This is a genomic window from Nesterenkonia sandarakina (assembly GCF_003003175.1).
Taxonomy (GTDB): Bacteria; Actinomycetota; Actinomycetes; order Actinomycetales; family Micrococcaceae; genus Nesterenkonia; species Nesterenkonia sandarakina_A.
Window position 1 is genome coordinate 50,737 of the sequence record NZ_PVTY01000014.1, and the last position, 19,040, is coordinate 69,776.

Annotated in this window: 19 protein-coding genes; 10 read left to right on the forward strand and 9 right to left on the reverse strand. The window is 68.8% G+C overall.

Features of this window, described 5'->3' with window-relative positions; all coding sequences use genetic code 11:
- Window positions 1-92 precede the first annotated feature (92 nt).
- The 3 genes from BCL67_RS11775 (at window position 93) to BCL67_RS11785 (ending at window position 2,911) form a co-directional block, all read left to right on the forward strand.
- Entirely contained in the window at window positions 93-821 is a 729-nt protein-coding gene (locus tag BCL67_RS11775) for a response regulator transcription factor (RefSeq protein ID WP_106123625.1), read from the forward strand.
- Between the two features lie 60 nt (window positions 822-881).
- Entirely contained in the window at window positions 882-2,444 is a 1,563-nt protein-coding gene (locus tag BCL67_RS11780; RefSeq protein ID WP_181255989.1) for a sensor histidine kinase, read from the forward strand.
- Window positions 2,445-2,620: 176 nt separating this feature from the next.
- Window positions 2,621-2,911 carry a WXG100 family type VII secretion target gene (locus tag BCL67_RS11785; protein WP_106123627.1) on the forward strand — a complete coding sequence of 97 codons (291 nt, stop codon included), beginning with the start codon at window positions 2,621-2,623 and terminating at the stop codon, window positions 2,909-2,911.
- 151 nt (window positions 2,912-3,062) lie between these two features.
- On the opposite strand, the gene groL is transcribed toward BCL67_RS11785, so the two are convergent.
- A complete protein-coding gene (groL, locus tag BCL67_RS11790; RefSeq protein ID WP_106123628.1) occupies window positions 3,063-4,700 on the reverse strand; it encodes a chaperonin GroEL in 1,638 nt (545 codons plus the stop codon).
- A 316-nt stretch (window positions 4,701-5,016) separates the two neighbouring features.
- Between groL and BCL67_RS11795 the strand changes: the two genes are divergently transcribed.
- The gene (locus tag BCL67_RS11795) at window positions 5,017-6,222 is read left to right on the forward strand and encodes a lipid II:glycine glycyltransferase FemX (protein WP_106123629.1); all 1,206 of its coding nucleotides are present in this window, start codon (window positions 5,017-5,019) and stop codon (window positions 6,220-6,222) included.
- Window positions 6,223-6,252: 30 nt separating this feature from the next.
- On the opposite strand, the gene BCL67_RS11800 is transcribed toward BCL67_RS11795, so the two are convergent.
- Entirely contained in the window at window positions 6,253-6,609 is a 357-nt protein-coding gene (locus BCL67_RS11800; RefSeq protein ID WP_106123630.1) for a nuclear transport factor 2 family protein, read from the reverse strand.
- Between the two features lie 149 nt (window positions 6,610-6,758).
- On the opposite strand from BCL67_RS11800, the gene BCL67_RS11805 reads away from it, so the two are divergent.
- Complete coding sequence (locus tag BCL67_RS11805; RefSeq protein ID WP_181255990.1) at window positions 6,759-7,589, forward strand: MerR family transcriptional regulator; 831 nt, start codon at window positions 6,759-6,761, stop codon at window positions 7,587-7,589.
- 84 nt (window positions 7,590-7,673) lie between these two features.
- Here the strand turns inward: BCL67_RS11805 and pcaC are convergent, their stop codons facing one another.
- The 6 genes from pcaC to BCL67_RS11835 all read right to left on the reverse strand — a co-directional run bounded on the left by pcaC (window position 7,674) and on the right by BCL67_RS11835 (window position 12,560).
- Entirely contained in the window at window positions 7,674-8,060 is a 387-nt protein-coding gene (gene pcaC / locus BCL67_RS11810) for a 4-carboxymuconolactone decarboxylase (RefSeq protein WP_106123632.1), read from the reverse strand.
- On the reverse strand, window positions 8,053-8,904 hold the full coding sequence (locus BCL67_RS11815; protein ID WP_106123633.1) for an alpha/beta fold hydrolase: 852 nt from the start codon (window positions 8,902-8,904) through the stop codon (window positions 8,053-8,055). The genes pcaC and BCL67_RS11815 overlap by 8 nt, the downstream gene beginning before the upstream one ends.
- On the reverse strand, window positions 8,897-10,306 hold the full coding sequence (locus BCL67_RS11820) for a lyase family protein (protein WP_106123634.1): 1,410 nt from the start codon (window positions 10,304-10,306) through the stop codon (window positions 8,897-8,899). Before BCL67_RS11820 ends, BCL67_RS11815 begins: the two co-directional genes overlap by 8 nt.
- 23 nt (window positions 10,307-10,329) lie before the next feature.
- Window positions 10,330-10,911, reverse strand: a complete 582-nt coding sequence (gene pcaG, locus BCL67_RS11825; protein WP_106123635.1) for a protocatechuate 3,4-dioxygenase subunit alpha — start codon at window positions 10,909-10,911, stop codon at window positions 10,330-10,332.
- A gap of 1 nt (window position 10,912) precedes the next feature.
- Window positions 10,913-11,710, reverse strand: a complete 798-nt coding sequence (gene pcaH, locus BCL67_RS11830) for a protocatechuate 3,4-dioxygenase subunit beta (protein ID WP_106123636.1) — start codon at window positions 11,708-11,710, stop codon at window positions 10,913-10,915.
- A 106-nt stretch (window positions 11,711-11,816) separates the two neighbouring features.
- Window positions 11,817-12,560, reverse strand: coding sequence for an IclR family transcriptional regulator (locus tag BCL67_RS11835; protein WP_258175014.1), 744 nt, complete (start codon window positions 12,558-12,560; stop codon window positions 11,817-11,819).
- Between the two features lie 106 nt (window positions 12,561-12,666).
- Between BCL67_RS11835 and BCL67_RS11840 the strand changes: the two genes are divergently transcribed.
- Together BCL67_RS11840 and BCL67_RS11845 are read left to right on the forward strand one after the other, a co-directional pair.
- A complete protein-coding gene (locus BCL67_RS11840; RefSeq protein WP_106123637.1) occupies window positions 12,667-13,410 on the forward strand; it encodes an IclR family transcriptional regulator in 744 nt (247 codons plus the stop codon).
- 139 nt (window positions 13,411-13,549) lie between these two features.
- Window positions 13,550-14,821 (forward strand): 4-hydroxybenzoate 3-monooxygenase, encoded by a 1,272-nt coding sequence (locus BCL67_RS11845; RefSeq protein ID WP_106123638.1) that lies wholly within the window; start codon window positions 13,550-13,552, stop codon window positions 14,819-14,821.
- 57 nt (window positions 14,822-14,878) lie between these two features.
- On the opposite strand, the gene BCL67_RS11850 is transcribed toward BCL67_RS11845, so the two are convergent.
- On the reverse strand, window positions 14,879-15,652 hold the full coding sequence (locus BCL67_RS11850) for an SDR family NAD(P)-dependent oxidoreductase (protein WP_106123639.1): 774 nt from the start codon (window positions 15,650-15,652) through the stop codon (window positions 14,879-14,881).
- 169 nt (window positions 15,653-15,821) lie between these two features.
- Between BCL67_RS11850 and BCL67_RS11855 the strand changes: the two genes are divergently transcribed.
- From BCL67_RS11855 to BCL67_RS11865, 3 genes are read left to right on the forward strand one after another with little or no spacing between them, the layout of a single operon-like run.
- Window positions 15,822-17,318, forward strand: a complete 1,497-nt coding sequence (locus BCL67_RS11855; RefSeq protein ID WP_106123640.1) for a CoA-acylating methylmalonate-semialdehyde dehydrogenase — start codon at window positions 15,822-15,824, stop codon at window positions 17,316-17,318.
- Window positions 17,319-17,321: 3 nt separating this feature from the next.
- On the forward strand, window positions 17,322-18,257 hold the full coding sequence (gene mmsB, locus BCL67_RS11860) for a 3-hydroxyisobutyrate dehydrogenase (RefSeq protein ID WP_106123641.1): 936 nt from the start codon (window positions 17,322-17,324) through the stop codon (window positions 18,255-18,257).
- 3 nt (window positions 18,258-18,260) lie between these two features.
- The gene (locus tag BCL67_RS11865) at window positions 18,261-19,037 is read left to right on the forward strand and encodes an enoyl-CoA hydratase (RefSeq protein WP_106123642.1); all 777 of its coding nucleotides are present in this window, start codon (window positions 18,261-18,263) and stop codon (window positions 19,035-19,037) included.
- Window positions 19,038-19,040: the final 3 nt, after the last annotated feature.

Here is a 19,040-nt window from a genome sequence, read left to right on the forward strand (position 1 = left end):
CGCCGCCCGGTCGGTCCACCGAGGATCATCCCACCACCCGATAGACAGGCAACATCCAGGAATCACCCAGAAACGGGGAGCAAGCTGACGGGGTGACTGATAAAACTCCTGAAGCCAAGCTGCTCGTCGTCGACGACGAGCCCAACATCCGAGAGCTGCTGGCCACCTCGCTGCGGTTCGCCGGATTCGAGGTCGCCGCGGCCGGCAACGGTCGCGAAGCGCTGGAGACCGCGGAAGAGTTCCAGCCCGACCTCGCGGTCCTCGATGTGATGCTGCCCGACATGGACGGCTTCACCGTCACCCGCCGGCTGCGCGCCGCCGGCAAGCACTTCCCGGTGCTGTTCCTCACCGCACGCGATGACACCGATGACAAGATCACCGGCCTCACCGTGGGCGGCGACGACTACGTCACCAAGCCCTTCTCGCTGGACGAGGTCGTCGCCCGCATCCGCGCGGTGCTGCGCCGGACCGCACCCTTCGAGGATGAGGACGCCGTCATCGTCGTGGACAACCTGGAGCTCGACGACGACGCCCACGAGGTCCGCCGCGGAGGCGAGATGGTGGAGCTCTCCCCCACCGAGTTCAAGCTGCTGCGCTACCTGATGATGAACCCCAACCGGGTCCTCTCCAAGCAGCAGATCCTCGATCACGTCTGGGAGTACAACTTCAACGGGGACGCCTCCATCGTGGAGTCCTACATCTCCTACCTGCGCCGGAAGATCGACTCCGGATCCGAGGGCGCTCCGATGATCCAGACCAAGCGCGGCGTCGGCTATGTGCTCCAGACCTGGGAGCGCCGTCAGCGCTCGCAGGGCCTGTAACAGACCGGCTGACCCACGAGGAATCTCGCCCCGATCTCCTGCGGCACGTAAGGTCTGCGTATGCGCCCGTTCAGCTCCGTGACCCAGACCTGGCGGAAGGCCTCATTGCGGACCCAGCTGGTGCTGATCATGTCCGGGCTGATGGTCCTGGCGCTGTTCGTGACCACCTTCGTCTCGGCCTCGCTGTTCCGCCAGGAGCTGCTGCGGAACCTGGATGAGGACATCTACGCGAACGCGAACAACGTCTCGATGTTCCTCACCCGGCGCAGCGCCCCCGAGTACGGCGAAGCCCAGTCGATCCTGCGCTTCTACGGAATCCTCATCGACGAGGACGGGGAGCTGATGCAGGCCAGCTCCACGCACCCGGCAGGCTTCGGCGGGGACATCCCGCAGATCCCGAGCATGACCTTCGACGAGGTCTTCGAGCTCTGGCAGGAGGGCGAGCACCTCGACGTCGCCGGCACCCAGGAAGGCTCCCGCGGCTGGCGGGTGCACGTGATGCCGCTGGAGAACGGGGAGGACAGCCTCGCGGTGGCGCTGCCGCTGGAGCAGGTCGAGACCTCGGTGGAGCGCGCCACCTTCCTGGTGGCGACGATCGGGCTGATGGCCACCCTCGGCGCCTCCACCATCGCCTACGCCCTGGTCACCCGGGCCTTCCGCTCGCTCTTCCACGTGGAGAAGACCGCCGCGGAGATCGCCGGCGGGGACTTCTCCAAACGCGTCGAGACCGCGGCACCGCCGGAGACCGAGATCGGCCGGCTCTCCCGCTCGCTCAACGTGATGCTGGAGCAGATCGAGACTGCCTTCCAGGCCAAGAGCACCTCGGAGGAGAACATGCGACGGTTCATCCAGGACGCCTCGCATGAGTTGCGCACTCCCCTGGTGACCATCCGCGGGTTCTCCGAGCTCTACCGCCAGGGCGGGGTCAGCGACAGCCCAGAGGCCGTGGGAATGGCCATGGGCCGGATCGAGTCCGAGGCCAAGCGCATGGGCCAGCTGGTCGAAGACATGCTCACCCTCGCCCGCCTGGACGAACAGCGCCCGCTGCAGAAGGCGCCGCTGGACCTGAACCTGATCGCCCATGACTCGATCATGGACCTGGCCGTCAACGCGCCGGATCGCGAGACCCGAGTGATCGGCCTCGACGGCGGCTCCCCGGTTCCCGCCCCGGCGGTGGGCGATGAGGGCAAGATCCGCCAGATCGTGATGAACCTGGTCACCAATGCGCTGCGCTACACGCCGTCGGGGACTCCGCTGGAGATCGCCGTGGGCACCAGCGAGGGTGCCGACGGGGAGATCGATGCCGTCCTGGAGGTCCGGGACCATGGCGAGGGAATCGCTGCGGAGGACGCCGCGAAGATCTTCGAGCGGTTCTACCGGGCGGACAACTCCCGGCAGCGCGAGACCGGCGGCACCGGCCTGGGCCTGGCCATCTGCGCCGCGATCGCCGCGCAGCATCAGGGCACGGTGCGGCACAGCACCACCGCGGGCGGCGGTGCGACCATGACGCTGCGACTGCCCATGGTGGCCCTCGATGACCAGAGCGACCATGAGGCCGACATCGATGAGGAGGAGCTGGACCAGCTCCGCGCAGCCGCCCGAGAGCACCACACTCCCGAGTAGGTCGGGGTCTTCCCCAGCTTCGCCGCTCGCCGCCGGCAGGTCCCGCTCCTGCACAGCCGCTCGGCTCCGGCGCTGCACCCGCAGCAGGCTCCGTAGTGTTCTGGGCACCGGCGGGACAGCGGATCCCTCCGGGTCAATGATCAGCACCGGCTGCGCCGGTCACCCGAGGAGAGACCATGGCAATTCTTCAGATAGACACTGCGGAGCTGCTCGCCAAGAGCCAGACCGTGGAGGCCACGCTGGGCCGCATCCAGACCGATGTCAGCTCGATGGAGTCTCAGCTGCGCCAGCTCCAGGAGTCGTGGAAGGGCTCGGCCTCCGCGGCGTTCCAGGACGTGCTGACCCAGTGGCGCTCCACCCAGGTCCAGGTGGAACAGTCCCTGGCCAGCGTGCGCCAGGCGATGGCCTCGGCCTCCAGCCAGTACGAGGAGACCGAATCGGCGAACACCAGGATGTTCGGCCACTGAGCCCGGGCCGGTGGACCTCCGGCGGCGGGCATCCGGCGGCGGGCATCCGGCGGCGGGCCGGGCAGAGTGCTCCTACGACAGAGAACCCCGCCGCAGACCAGGTCTGCGACGGGGTTCTCTGGGGTGCGGCGGGGCGCCCGTGATCAGGTGATCACATCATGCCGCCCATGCCGCCCATCGGGTCCATGCCCTCAGCACCGGCGCCGGCGGAGTGCTTCTCCGGCTTGTCGGCGACGACGGCCTCGGTGGTGAGGAACAGCGAAGCGATGGAGGCGGCGTTCTGCAGAGCAGAGCGGGTCACCTTCACCGGATCGTTGACGCCTGCTTCGAGGAGGTTCTCGTAGACGCCGGTGGCGGCGTTGAGGCCGTGACCATCGGGGAGTCCGCGGACCTTCTCTGCCACGACGCCGGCTTCCATGCCGGCGTTGATGGCGATCTGCTTCAGCGGGGCCTCCACGGCGAACTTCACGATGTTCGCGCCGGTGGCCTCGTCTCCGCTGAGCTGCAGGGTGGCGAAGGCGCGGGCGCCGGCCTGGATCAGGGCCACGCCGCCGCCGGCGACGATTCCCTCATCCACAGCGGCCTTGGCGTTGCGCACGGCATCTTCGATGCGGTGCTTGCGCTCCTTGAGCTCAACCTCGGTGGCGGCGCCGGCCTTGATGACTGCCACGCCTCCGGCGAGCTTGGCCAGGCGCTCCTGGAGCTTCTCCCGATCGTAGTCCGAGTCGGAGTTCTCGATCTCGGCCTTGATCTGGGCCACGCGACCGGTGATCTCGTCGGCCTCGCCGGCACCTTCGACGATCGTGGTCTCGTCCTTGGTCACGACGACCTTGCGGGCGGTGCCGAGCAGCTCGAGGGTGGTGTTCTCCAGCTTCAGGCCGACCTCTTCTGCGATGACCTGACCACCGGTGAGGATGGCGATGTCGGCCAGCATGGCCTTGCGGCGGTCACCGAATCCGGGAGCCTTGACGGCCACGGACTTGAAGGTGCCCTTGAGCTTGTTGACGACCAGTGCGGCCAGTGCCTCACCCTCGACGTCCTCTGCGATGACCAGCAGCGGCTTGCCGGACTGCATGACCTGCTCGAGCACGCCGATGACGTCCTTGACCGAGGAGATCTTGGAGTTCGCGATCAGGATGTAGGGATCCTCCAGGACTGCTTCCTGGCGCTCCGCGTCGGTGACGAAGTAGCCGGAGAGGTAGCCCTTGTCGAAGCGCATGCCCTCGGTGAGCTCGAGCTCGAGACCGAAGGTGTTGGACTCCTCGACGGTGATGACGCCTTCCTTGCCGACCTTGTCCAGCGCCTGAGCGATCAGGGCACCGATCTGGGTGTCACCGGCAGAGATGGAGGCGGTGGCAGCGATCTGCTCCGTGGTCTCGATCTCCTTGGCGGACTTGAACAGCTCGGCGGTGACGGACTCCACGGCGATGTCGATGCCGCGCTTGAGCGCCATCGGATCGGCGCCGGCCGCGACATTGCGCAGACCTTCCTTGACCAGAGCCTGGGCGAGGACGGTGGCGGTGGTGGTGCCGTCGCCAGCGACGTCGTCGGTCTTCTTGGCGACCTCCTTGACCAGCTCAGCGCCGATCTTCTCGTAGGGGTCGTCAAGGGTGATCTCTTTGGCGATCGAGACGCCGTCGTTGGTGATCGTGGGTGCACCCCAGGACTTCTCCAGCACGACGTTGCGGCCGCGGGGACCCAAGGTGACCTTGACGGCATCGGCGAGGACGTTCAGTCCGCGCTCGAGGCCGCGGCGGGCCTCTTCATCGAATGCAATAGTCTTTGCCATAGTGGCGCGTGTCCTTCCTGGACTCGGCTTATCTCAAGCCGTGGTGTGTGACTGTCAGACGTGTTCGCGTCTGCTGGGTCGAACCATTCCAGGTGCCCGCGACGGACGGCCGTTCCCGCGTCACCGGGAACATCTATATGGCCTCACCTGCTCAGGTTCCTCTAGCAGTCTCGACACGAGAGTGCTAAACCAATTTTTAGCACTCTCCCCTACCGAGTGCAAACCTCTGCGCCGACGGCAGATTGTGCCGCCGCAGCGGAACCGGCCCCGAACCTGATCTCCCAGCCGCCCAGGAACCAGACGGTACCCTTGAGGCGTGATTGAGCATAGAGATTCAGGCGTTTCCGCCGTGTACGAGGTCCGCCCGATCAGCCTGGAGGAGCACACCCGCTTCCTTGCTGATCAGCCGACCGCATCGTTCCTGCAGAACCCGCGCTGGCCCGCGGTGAAGAAGGAATGGCAGGCTCAGAGCCTCGGAGTCTTCGACGCCGGCCAAGGGGCCGACGCCGCGCCGGTGGCCGCCGCGCTGGTGCTCTTCCGCCGGCTGCCGCTCCCGGCAGCCGTCCCGGTGCTCGGGAGCAAGAAGCTCGCCTATATGGCCGAAGGTCCGGTCATGGACCCCGCCGTGGCAGATCTGGACCAGATCCTGCCGCCGCTGATCACTCACCTGAAGTCCTCCGGAGCCTTCCTGATCCGGATGGGACTGCCCTCGGTGCTGCGGCGCTGGGAGGCCAAGGAGGTCCGCCGCGCACTGGCCGCCGGAGAGAACACCTCCATCGAGGAGCTCGACCCGCTCGACGCCGACCCGGCCAGCTCCACCCAGACCAGCCGGTGGCAGCAGCAGCTGCGCGCGCTGGGCTTCAAGGCTCCCGCCCCGAGCACCGATTTCGAGGCCGGTCAGCCGCAGTTCCAGGCGCGGATCCCGCTCACCGACGAGGCCGGCGCCACACTGCCCCTCGACGACGTGCTGGCCCGCATGGACCAGTCCTCACGCCGCCAGACCAAGAAGTCCACGCGCTCGGAGCTGACCGTCAGCGTCGGGGACGACTCGGATCTGCCGGCCTGGCACGCGCTCTACGCCGAGACCGCCGACCGGGATGACTTCACCGGACGGCCGCTGGCCTACTTCCAGGACATGTACCGCGAGCTCAACGCCTCCCCGTTGAGCGAGTGCACGCTCTACCTGGCACGTTTCGAGGACCAGCTGCTGGCTGCGGCGATCTACGTCCGGCAGGGCGAGTTCGCCTGGTACGTCTACGGCGCGTCCTCCTCGGAGGAGCGCAAGCGCTACGCCCCACGCGCGCTGCAGCTGCGCCAGATCGAGGACTCCCTCGCGGCTGGCTGCCAGTGGTACGACCTGGGCGGGCTCAGCCCCTCGCTGGACCCGGAGTACCCGCTGGCCGGGCTGACCCGGTTCAAGACGACCATGGGCGCCGATGTGGTCCAGACGCTCGGCGAATGGGACTACCCGGTCAACCCGCTGCTGGCGAAGGCGTTCAACCTCTACATGTCGCGGCGCTGAGCCCGCAGGTCTCGGGCGTGAAGCGGCACATCAGTCAGCTGCCGCGATCGTCAGCGACTCGATGAGACCGTTCCGGCCGAGGGTGAAGCTGCTCCTGAGGTCCACCCGGCCGCCGGGGAAGTCTCCCTCCAGGCGTTCGGTGACCTCGATGACCGCTCCGAGCTGCTGCGCCGACGTCAGGGTCTTGGTGTAGCTGAACGCGCGCGCCGCGCCGCTGCGCCAGTCGAGGATGGCAGCACGGCCCCGGTAGGTGTGGCCGTCATCGACGACCACCGCCTGTTCCGTGAACAGCTCGGCCGTGGTCTGCGGGCTCGTGGTGGCGTCGGAGGCGAGGAAGGCCGTCACGGCCTTGGGCAGCTCGGTGATTTGCGGCGTGCTGTGTGTCATGGGGACTCCCGGGGATGTCGTGGGTCGAGGTGTTCGCCGAACACCGGTCTGTCTGGAGACTCTGGCCCTTCCCCCAGGGGCAAGGTCAAGACCGGGCCCTGAGTCCTCGGGCTTGACGTCTTATGGAGGGAGTGGACGAGGATGTGCCCATGGCGCCTTTCATGACCATCGGAGACTTCAGCCGTTCGACTCGGCTGAGCGCCAAGGCGCTGCGCTTCTATCACCAGGCGGGCCTGCTGGAACCGGCCTTCGTGGACCCCGTGAACCGTTATCGCCGCTACGATGCGGAGCAGATCCACGACGCCCGAGTGGTGCAGCACCTGCGTTCCCTGGACATGCCGGTGGATGAGATCAAGCGGGTCCTGGCGTCCCAGGACCCGGCAGCCCGCCGCGCGGCGATCACCGATCATCTCCGTCGGATGGAGGCGCGGCTGACTGCGACGCAGAGCGCGGTGGCCTCGCTGCGCGAGCTCCTTGAGGACGACGAGACGCCGATCGAGATTCGCCGCATGCCGGCGACCCACGTTCTGATTCTTCGAGACACCATCGACCTCACCTCACTCGGCAGCTGGTTCGACGCGACCCGCAGTCAGCTGCGCCAGGAGGTTCGGCGCGCAGACATCGAGCCCGCGGGGCCGCTGGGCGGCCTGTGGTCCACGGAGCTGTTCCTGGGAGAGCGGGGCGAGTGCGCTCTCTTCTTCCCGGTCGAAGCTTCTGGCCGATCAGCCTCGGCGGGGCTCGCGCAGCTCGAGAGGCTCTCGGCGTCCTGGATGGCCATCGCGCGTCACCGCGGGTCGGACGACACGATCGGACGGGCCTACGCCGCGCTGGGCCGGCATGTGGCCAGCCTGGGCGGCAGCGCTCCAGGTCCCCTCCGTGAGTCTTATTCCGAGGGTGCGCCCACCCGTCCCGGGGTCACCGAGATCTGCTGGCCGATCTCGGCAGAATCTGCGGTCCGTGGCGGAGCAAGAGCCTTGTGATGCTCAGCGATTCCGGGATCTGGCGCCGGCCGCCGCCGCGCTGCGAACCCCACGAGAGGCCTCAGCCCGGCATGGGCCAGGGCATCAGGTCTCGGTGCTGCGCTCCTCCTCCAGGACGCGGCGGCCGATGCTGAAGGCGGTGTTCGCCGCGGGGACCGAGCAGTAGATGGCGCACTGCAGGAAGACCTCCTTGATCTGGTCCTCGGTGAGCCCGTTGCGCAGCGCTGCGCGGATATGCATCTCCAGCTCTTCCCAGTAGCCTCCGGCGATCAGGGCGGTGAGCGTGATGACCGAGCGGGTTGGCCGGTCCAGGCCGGGGCGGGTCCAGATCGATCCCCAGGCGTAGTTGGTGATCAGCTCCTGGAAGTCCTCGGTGAAGCTGTCCTTCTTGGCCTCGGCCCGGTCCACGTGGGCGTCCGAGAGCACCTCGCGGCGGACCTTCATGCCGTCCTGGTAGGTGGAATCAGTCATCGAGGAACTCCTTGAGCAGTCGGGCGGTGGCTTCGGGGGCTTCGGCCGGGGCCTGGTGAGCGACGCCGTCGAGCACCGCGGTCTGTGTGTGCGGGGCTGCGGCGAGGTCCTGCACCGCCGAGGGCGGGCAGACCGGGTCCTGCTCGCCGCTGATCACCAGCAGCGGGCGGGCGACGCCGGCGAGGTCGCCGGTGAGGTCGTAGCGACCCAGGGCGCGGCAGGCAGCGGCGTAGGAATGACGCTCGGTGTGCTGCAGCGAGCGCAGCAGCCCGGTGGCCACGGCGGGCTTGCGGGTCATGAACCCGGGGGCGAACCAGCGCTGCGCGGAGCCTTCGACCATGGTGGGTGTTCCCGCCTGAGCCACCAGTGCGGCGCGTTCGCTCCACATCTGCGGGTCACCGATCTTCGCGGCCGTGCACAGGGCCGCCAGTCGGGTGAATCGAGTGCCCGGGCGCAGCGCGAGGGTCAGGCTGACGGTTCCGGCGATGGAGACCCCGGCGGCATAGATCGGAAGGTCCGCCGGCAGATCGTGGTTCCTGGTGAGCTCGGCGACGAGCTCCTCCACCGCGTCGGCGAGGTCAGCGATCTCGAACGCCTCGGTGTAGGGCTCCGCGTCGCCGTGACCGGGCAGGTCCCAGCCGATGAGCGTGTAGGTCTCCTGCAGATGCTCCAGGGCGCCCTCCCAGAGGACCGACACGCTGGTCCCCAAGGAGGGGCCGAGCACCAGCACCGGACGGGTGCCGGCGCGCAGGTCCTGCACGGACCCGGAGAGCAGCTGCGGGGTCAGCCTCAGGCTGGGCACCGCCTCTGCCGCGGTTGATTCAGACGCGGGTGATTCAGACATGATCGATGGATCCTTCCGGCTGCGCGGGGGTCTGGTTGAGGTTCTGCTGGCTGAAGTCTTGGACGGCGGCCTCGATGAACTCCTGGGTCCGGCCCAGATACTGCCGCGGGTCGAGCAGCCGGTCGAGATCAGCGGCGCCGGCCTGCTCCCCGAGCTGTTCCTCCAGCAGCGGGCGCAGCCCAACACCTTCGACGACGCTGCTCTTCACCACGTCCTGCAGCGCTCGGCGTCCTCCGGGGAAGGAATCACCCAGGCGTGCCATCAGCCGTTCGCTCAGCACGGCGTCACCGCTGAGCCGCAGGTTCGTCGCCATCGCGTCGGGGCGCACCACCAGGCCTTCGAAGAGCTCTGCGGCGCGGGTGGCGGCCCCGCCGCCGAGCCGGGTCAGCTCGAGCAGGCTCGGCCATTCAGCGTGCCAGGCTCCCGCCGGACGTTCATCCTCGGCGGTGGCCGCCGCCAGGTAGAGCGTGCTCAGCTGAGCCGGCGCGCTCAGCGCCGCGGAGCGGATCAGCGTGGAGAGCACCGGGTTCTGCTTCTGCGGCATCGCGGAGGAGCCGCCGCGGCCCGGCGCGGCAGGTTCACGCAGCTCGGCGATCTCAGGCCGCTGGAGCGTGAGCACATCTCCGGCGGCCTTCCCCAGTGCCGCGAGCACACCGGCGAGCGCGGAGCCGAGGTCCAGGACCACCTGGCGCTGCGTGTGCCAGGGCCGCGCCATCGGGGCCAGCCCCAGGCGGGCCGCAAGGTCATGGGTCAGCTGCGCGGTCTGCTGCGAGCCGAGGGAGTCGATCAGCGAGGCCTGCGTGCCGACGGCTCCGCCCCACTGCAGCGGGAGCTTCGCCGCTGCCAGGTCCAGCCGCCGGATCGCCTGGGTCAGTCCGTCGAGCCAGCCCGCACAGCGCAGCCCGAAGGTCATCGGCAGCGCGTGCTGGGTCAGTGACCGGGCGACACAGACGGTGTCTTGGTGCTCCCGGCTCAGCCGGCTCAGCGCCGCGCCTGCTCGGCGCGACTCGGTCAGGAGCATGGCTGCGGCGTCCCGGCACACCAGCATCAGCGCCGTGTCGAGGATGTCCTGGCTGGTGGCGCCGCGGTGCAGCGCCGCGTCGGACTCGCCGGCCTCCGCCAGGGCGTACCGCACTGCCGCGAGCATCGGGATCACCGGATTTCCGCCGCCAGGGCTCTGCGCCGCGATCTCCTCAACGCTGATCCCCGCCCGCGCAGGGTCCGCGCTGATCGCTGCGATGGCCGCGGCACTCTCCGCGGGGGCCTCGCCGGCATCGGCGAGCGCCTGCGCCCAGGACGCCTCCACGCGCAGCATCGCCCGCAGGATGGACTCCTCGGACATCAGCTGCGCCGTCGGGGTGCCGGCCCATACCGGGCTGAGAATTCCGTAAGGTCCGGTCATGGCGGGGGACACGCTCCTGTCGATCAATCCACGGGGCCGGTGAATTGCGGGGTGTTGGGGTAGTTGAGGAACACGGTCTCGTCCGCACCCTGGAAGTGGATGTCGAAGCGCAGGCTGCCGTCAGACTCCCGGGTCGTGATCAGCGTCTGGCGGCGATCCGCCGGCACCGAGCTCAACAGGGGGTCCTGCTCGAGCGTCGCGGGGTCTCCCGGCAGGTAGGCCCGGGTGAAGAGCCGGTCCATGAGCCCGCGAGCAAAGACTGTGACCAGGAAGTACGGCGCGACGCCGTCGCCGGTGCTGCCCGGTTCCACCGTGGTGAAGGAGAAGTGTCCGACGCCGTCCACGGCGGCACGACCCCATCCGGTGAAGGTGTAGCCGTCCCGGAGCAGGGACCCCGGCTGCTGGGAGATCACGCCGTGCTCGTCGGGCTGCCAGATCTCCAGCAGCGCGTCGGGCACCGGCACGCCGTCACCGTCGTAGACGGTGCCGTGAAGCCGCACGGCACCCGGGTGGGAGCGGTCCACCAGGGCCTCACCGCCGGCGTAGGGCAGTGCGTAGCCGAAGAAGGGTCCCACGGTCTGGGCGGGGGTCGGGGTGAGTTTCATATCAGCGCTCCTCCTCCTGCTCGGCCCAGGTGCGGTTGCTTCCGGAAAGGACGATGTCCCAACGGTAACCGGTGTTCCATTCGTGCTGGGAGACCGAGTGGTCATAGGTCGCGACCAGGCGATCGCGGGCGGCCTGGTCGGTGATGGACTGGTAGATCGGGTCGAGATCGAAGATCGGGTCCCCGGGGAAGTACATCTGGGTCACGATCCGCTGGGTGAAGTCGGTGCCGAAGAGCGAGAAGTGGATATGCGCGGAGCGCCAGGCGTTGTTGTGGTTCTTCCACGGATACGGCGCCGGCTTGATGGTGGTGAAGCTGTACTCCCCGTTGGGACCGGTGAGCGTGCGTCCGACGCCGGTGAAGTTGGGATCCAGCGGCGCAGGATGCTGGTCACGCTTGTGCATGTAGCGCCCGGCGGCATTGGCCTGCCACATCTCCACCAGCTGACCGGCGACGGCGCGGCCGTCGCCGTCGACGACCCGGCCGGTCACGATGATCCGTTCCCCGATGGGCTCGCCGTTGTGCTGGATGGTCAGGTCCGCCTCCAGCGGAGAGACGTCGCGGTGCCCGAAGGCCGGGCTGTAGAGCTCGATGTCCTCGGGGTCCGCGTGATGCAGGGACTTCGTCGGGTGCCGGAGCAGCGAGCTGCGGTAGGGGGCGAAGTTCAGCCGCGCGTTGGTCTCCACCTGACCGCCGGCGTCGCGCTGGGCTCGGTACTCGCCGTGGATCGCGGCGATCTCGGCGTCGATCTCCGCCTGGGAGAGTGCGGCGGCGTCCGGGTCTGTGTTCTTCTCGGCCATGGGACTCTCGCTCCTTGAAGGGATCAGCGGCGCTCGTCGCCGGGGTGTGACGTGGTTCTCACTCAGTCTGCCCGGCGGCGTGCGGCCACCGCCACACGATTGCCATTCAATGGCTCATGCCCTCCAGTGCGCGGGTGATTCCGCGCCCTGCGGTCTGCAGCGCCATCAGAAACTGTGGAATCTCGCTGGAACCGCGCGGGACCACCACCGTCAGCGCGGCCACCGCGTGTCCGCCGGCGTCGAGCACCGGGACCGAGACCCCGGTGGTCTCCGCGTTGATCATGCCGCTCAGCTGGGCGTGGCCACGGGTCCGGGCCTCGGCGAGCTCGCGGCGCAGCTGCGGTCGGGACTCCTCGATCAGCGCCCGGCGCGAGTCCCACCAGCTCTCCACGACGTGCGCCGGGGAATGGGCAAGCAGCACGTGTCCCATCGAGGTCAGGTGTGCCGGCATGGTGGTCGCGACCTCGGCCGGGTTGACCACCGCGCCGTGCCGGGAGAGCCGCTCCACGATCAGCACCCCGTGCTCGTCGAGGACCGAGAGCTGGGTGGTCTGGCGGACCACCGAGTTGACGTCATGCATGAAGGGCAGCGCAGCGGTGCGCAGCGTGCGGCTGATCGGGGCGCTCTGCGCGATCTCCCAGAGCCGCTGCCCCAGGACCAGCTCGCCGGAGGCGGAGGTGGCGAGCAGCCCGTGGGCCCGCATGGTGCGCACCAGCCGGTATCCAGTGGTCCGAGGCAGCCCGACGGCGTCGATCAGCTCCCCGGCGGGAAGGCTGGGCCGGGTCTCGAGAGCGCTGAGGATCCGCATCGCGCGGTCGAGCACCGCGTCACCGCTGGGCGAGTTTGCCATGGGCCCAAGCCTAGCCGCGGTCTGGGCGCGGTCTCTCGGCCGTCGCCGGGGCGATCGCCCGGCGCGACAGGGGCCGACCCCGACCGCGGACGTTAGCATGTGAGCCATGGCGAACTCCCCCACCGGCGACTCGGTCCTGACCCGGCTGGACCGGGTGCTCTCGACCTTCTCGGCGGCCGACAGCCTGCTCAGCGCCGCCGAGATCGCCCGGCGCACCGGCCTGCCGCCCGCCACCGCACACCGGCTCTGTCGGGACATGGCCGAGCTGGGCTGGCTGGAGGCGCTGCCGGCGGGGTACATGGTCGGCACCCGGCTGTGGGAGATGACCAACCGCTCGGCGCCGACGATGAAGCTGGCGGTGCGCGCCCGGCCGTATCTCTCCGATGTCCACACCGTGATGGGTCAGCACGTGCAGCTCGGAGTGATCGAGGGACACGAGGTGCTCTTCGTGGACCGCCTCTCGGCGCGCGAGGCCCCGCGCATCCATGGCGGAGTGGCCGGCCGGCTGCCGCTGCACGTCTCGGCCACCGGGCTGGTGCTGCTGGCGCACGCCTCGCCCGAGTTCCGCACCTTCTACCGGACCCACCATCAGAAGGACTCTCCCGGGCCGATCATCTCCGAGGAGCGCCTGGAGCAGGTCCGACAGCAGGGCTATTGCGCGCAGACCGGGGTGATCGAGCGCGAGGTCACCGGCGTCGCGGTGCCGATCCGGCAGCGCGGACGCAACGTGGTGGCCGCTCTGGGTGTGGTCACCGACGACGACGACGTCGCCCGCCGCCCCGCACCGTGGGTACAGATGCTGCAGATCGCCGCCCGAGGCATCCAGCGCGAGATCAGCGGCAAGAGCTGACCAGGACCACGTCTGGCGTCGCATTCAATGGGATCCGTGTGGCGCCGGGCACATGGTCCGAGCAGACTGATCGACACGGGGCCGGCCCGGCGGAAGAAGCATACGACCAGACCGCGGCGGCCCATCGAGAGGGAGAGACATGACCGAGCACACCACCCGAGTCGACGTCGGCATCGTCGGGGGCGGCCCGGCAGGGCTGATGACCGCGCTGCTGCTGAAGCGACGCGGCATCTCCGCCGCCGTGATCGAGACCCGCACCAAGGACACCATCCATCGCACCCAGCGCGCCGGGATCCTCGAGACCGCCACGGTGAACATGCTCGTCGACGCCGAGGTCGGGTCACGGGTGCTCACCGACGGCCATGAACATGAGGGCACGGTGCTCAGCTTCGACGGCGAGCAGCACCGCATCGACTTCCAGGCGCTGGTGGGACGCTCCGTCTGGCTCTACCCGCAGAACGAGGTGTTCTACGACCTCGCCAATGCCTGGGAGTGCGAGGGCGGGGAGATCCACTGGGCCGTCACCGACACGCAGGTGCACGGCGTGGAGACCGCGGCGCCGAGGATCAGCTTCACCGACGCGGCAGGCCAGACGCGCAGCATCGCGGCAGACCTGATCGTGGGGACCGACGGGTCACGCTCGATGTGCCGCAAGCTGATCCCAGAATCGGTGCGCACCGACCACTTCATCTCCTACCCCTTCGCCTGGTTCGGGATCCTCTGTGAGGCGCCCCCGACAGCCCCGGAACTGATCTACGCGAACTCCGAGCTCGGTTTCGCGCTGATCTCTCAGCGCAACGAGAGCGTCCAGCGGATGTACTTCCAGTGCGACCCCGACACCGATCCGGAGAGCTGGTCCGAGGACGCCATCTTTGACCACATCCAGGCGGTGCTCGGCACCGAGGGCGGCGTCCAGCTCAAGCGCGGGCCGATCATCGAGAAGACCGTGCTGCCGTTCCGGTCCTATGTCTGCGACCCGCTCAGCCACGGAAGGCTCGTGCTGGCCGGCGACGCCGGGCACACGGTCCCCCCGACCGGGGCCAAGGGACTGAACCTGGCCTTGGCCGATGTGCGGGCGCTGGTCCCTCGGGTCGAGGAGTTCATCACCGAGCTGCGCGCCAGCGAGTCTGACCGGGCAGGGTCTGACCGGTCGGGGCCTGAGGGGGAGACCCCCGACGGGGAAGCGCCCTCCGTGGAGACCCCGGAGCCGCTGCGCCGATATTCCCGCACCGCGCTGGACCGGGTATGGAAGGCGCAGAACTTCTCCTACTGGGCGACGAACCTGCTGCACCGCCAGCCCGAGGAGAATTCCTTCACCCATCGCCGCCGGCGCGGCGAGTTCGATGCGATCACCGGCTCCGTGCATGGACAGGCCTACTTCGCGGACTCCTACACCGGGTGGAGCGACTGAGCGCGCAGGGCATCGGCGGTCGGACGCTCGCTCCGGGCAGACGGCTGCGGCGCTCGACTATCGGGGCTCCAGCCGGATCGCACCGTCGAGGCGGATGGTCTCTCCGTTGAGCATCGGATTGGCCACGATCTGCATGACCAGCTGCGCGTAGTCCTCGGGCGCGCCGAGCCGCGCGGGATGCAGCGTCTTGGCGCGCAGAGAATCCCTGGCCTCCTCCGGCAGGCCCGCCATCATGGGGGTCTCGAAGAGTCCCGGGGCGATCGTCATCACCCGGATCGCGTGGCGGGAGAGTTCTCGTGCTGCCGGAAGCGTCATCGAGGCCACAGCCCCCTTGGAGGCCGCGTACGCGATCTGACCGATCTGACCCTCGAAGGCCGCCACTGAGGCGGTGTTGATCAGCACCCCGCGGTCTCCACGGTCGGGCTCGTTGTCCTGCATCGCGGCGGCCGCCTGAGTCATCAGGTTCAGCGTGCCTCCGACGTTGATGGCCAGGACACCCATGAACTGCTCCTGGGACAGCGGACCGGCGCGGCCGAGCAGCTTCCCCGGGGTGGCGACGCCGGCACAGCTCACCGCCACCCGCAGCGGTGCCCGCTCCACGGCGGCGGCCACGGCCGCCCGACTGGTGGCCGGGTCCGTGATGTCTCCCGGGGAGAACCGGGCCTGGTCGCCGAGCGAGGATACGGCGTCGGCCCGTGCGGTGCTGCCCGCGGCGTCCGGCAGGTCCACGATCACCACCTGCGCGCCGGCGGCGATGAGGGTCTTCGCGGTGGCGTGACCCAGGCCGGAGGCGCCCCCGGTCACGATCGCACTGGATCCCTGCAGCTCCATATGGGCCTCCTCCATCGGTGCCGAGCACCGGTCGCACGCGCGATAGTTGCACTTCCAATCACTTGAGTCTACGCTAACACACTGAGACCTGAATCACATGTGAGATCAAGCGGGCCGGCGTTCGGGCAGGCAGCCCCCGAGGCTGATCTCGACGCGAAGGAGTTCATCCATGACCGATCTGACCCATTTCATCCACGGCAGGCACGTGCAGGGCACCTCCGGCCGGAGCCGAGAGATCTTCAACCCGGTCCGCGGCGAGCCCACCGCACAGGTTCCGCTCGCAAGCCCCGAGGAGGTGGCCCGCGCCATCGACTCCGCCCAGGAGGCCTTCGGGGCGTGGTCGGCGATGAACCCGCAGCGGCGCGGACGCATCCTGCTGAAATGGGCGGAGCTGATCAATACGCATCGCGACGAGCTTGCGGAGACGCTCTCCAACGAGCACGGCAAGACCTTCGACGACGCCAAGGGCGACATCCAGCGCGGCGTGGAGGTCGTGGAGTTCGGCGCCGGGGCTCCCCACCTGCTCAAGGGAGAGTTCTCCCATGATGCCGCCACCGGGATGGACGTGCACAGCCTGCGCCAGCCCCTGGGTGTCGTCGCCGGCATCACTCCGTTCAACTTCCCCGCCATGATTCCGCTCTGGAAGGCGGGGACCGCCCTGGCCGCGGGCAACACCTTCGTGCTCAAACCCTCCGAGCGCAATCCCTCCGTGCCGCTGCGTCTGGCCGAGCTCGCGCTGGAGGCCGGGATGCCGCCGGGCACGCTGAACGTGATCAACGGGGACAAGGAAGCGGTGGACACGCTCATCGAGGATCCTCGGGTGAAGGCCATCGGCTTCGTGGGCTCCACCCCGATCGCCCAGGCCATCTACACCGCCGCCGCAGCCCAGGGCAAGCGCGCACAGTGCTTCGGCGGCGCGAAGAACCACATGGTGATCATGCCCGACGCGGATCTCGATCAGGCCGCGGACGCCCTGATCGGCGCCGGCTACGGCTCCGCCGGGGAGCGGTGCATGGCGATCTCCGTGGCCGTCCCGGTGGGTGAGGCGACGGCGGAGGCGCTGCGCGCGAAGCTGCTGGAGCGCATCGCCAAGCTCACCGTCGGCCCCTCCCTGGACCCCTCCAGCGATTTCGGACCGGTCGTCGGCGCGGACGCGAAGGAACGGATCGAGGGCTATATCGGACTCGGCGTCGAGGAGGGCGCCGAGCTGGTGGTGGACGGCCGCGGCGTCGTCGTCGAGGGCCACCCTCACGGCTACTGGATCGGCGCCACCCTCTTCGATCACGTCACCGCGTCCATGCGGATCTACAAGGAGGAGATCTTCGGCCCGGTGCTCTGCATCGCGCGGGCCCGCGACTACGAGGAGGCGCTGCGCCTGCCCACAGAGCATGAGTTCGGCAACGGCGTCGCGATCTTCACCCGCGACGGGGACACGGCGCGAGACTTCGCCTCCCGGGTGGAGGTGGGAATGGTCGGCGTGAACGTGCCGATCCCGGTGCCGATCGCCTACTACACCTTCGGCGGGTGGAAGGCCTCAGGCTTCGGCGACCTCAACCAGCACGGCGTCGATGGACTGAGGTTCTACTCCAAGACCAAGACGGTCAGCACCCGCTGGCCCTCGGGCACCAAAGAGGGCGCGAGCTTCACCATGCCCGAAGGGAGCTGAGCCATGGACAGCACCAGCAGCGAAGCATCTGCCTACCCCTCGGTGGCGTTCATCGGGCTCGGCAACATGGGCGGCCCGATGGCCGCGAACCTGGTCCAGGCCGGTGTGCAGGTCTCCGGCTTCGACCTCAGCGCAGACGCCGTGCAGACCGCCCGGTCCAAGGGCATCGAGATCGTCACCGATCCGCTCGAGGCGGTGGCGAGGTCTGAGGTGGTGCTGACCATGCTCCCTTCCGGGAAGCATGTGCTCGCGGCCTATCGGGACACCCCCGGGCTGCTCGCCGCCGCCCGGCCCGGCACGATCTTTCTGGACTGCTCCACGATCAACATCTCCGAGGCCCAGGAGGCGGCCCAGCTGGCCGAACGAGCCGGCTTCCGCGCCGCCGATGCACCGGTCTCCGGCGGCGTGGTCGGCGCCGAGGCCGGCAGCCTGGCCTTCATGGCCGGCGGATCTCGTGAGGTGTTCGATGCGATCCTCCCGCTGCTGGAGATCATGGGCGGTCGCATCGTCCACTGCGGCGGCAATGGTCTCGGGCAGGCCGCGAAGCTCTGCAACAACATGATCCTGGGCGTCACGCAGATCGCCGTGGGCGAGGCCTTCGTCCTGGGCGAACGGCTGGGCCTGAGCCATCAGGCGCTCTACGACGTGGTGTCCAACGCGTCGGGGCAGTGCTGGGCGCTGACCACGAACTGTCCCGTGCCCGGGCCCGTGCCGACCTCTCCTGCCAACCGCGGCTTCACGCCGGGGTTCGCCGGGGCGCTGATGGCCAAGGACCTCACCCTGGCCTCCAATGCGCTGGACGAACAGGGCGTGGATGCGCAGCTCGGGAGACTCGCCGCCGCCATCTTCTCCGAGTTCGCGGCCGGCCCCGGGGAGCGCCAGGACTTCTCCGCCATCATCAACACCATCCGCGACAACTCCGACGACCCAGGAGCATGAAGCATGCCTGAATATTCGACGATCGTGGTCGCCAGCCAGGACCGGGTCGGCACGATCCGGCTGAACCGGCCGAAGGCCCTCAACGCGCTGAACACGACGATGATGGACGAGGTCGTTCGCGCGGCCACAGACTTCGACGCCGACTCCGGGATCGGAGCGATCCTCCTCACGGGCTCTGACAAGGCGTTTGCGGCCGGCGCAGACATCAACGAGATGGCGGATCAGGACCATCCGGGAATGTACGCCGCCGACTGGTTCCGCCGCTGGGACGACCTCACCCGACTGCGCACGCCGATCGTGGCGGCGGTCAACGGATACGCCCTGGGCGGCGGATGCGAACTGGCGATGATGGCGGACGTCATCGTGGCCGGCGCCGGCGCGACGTTCGGTCAGCCGGAGATCAACCTCGGCGTCATTCCGGGGATGGGCGCCTCGCAGCGGCTGACGCGCGCGGTCGGGAAGGCCAAGGCGATGGATATGATCCTCACCGGGCGACGCATCGACGCCGCGGAGGCCGAGCGCATCGGCCTGGTCTCACGGGTCGTCGCAGATCAGGACACGATCGCGGAGGCCACCAGGGTCGCGGAGCTGATCGCCTCGAAGTCCAAACCGGCCGCCCAGATGTGCAAGGAGGCCGTCGGTGCGGCCTTCGACACCACGCTCCACCAGGGTCTGCTGTTCGAGCGTCGGATGTTCCACTCGATGTTCTCCCTCGAGGACCAGTCCGAGGGCATGCGCGCGTTCGCCCAGAAGCGTGACCCGGAGTGGAAGCACCGCTGAGCC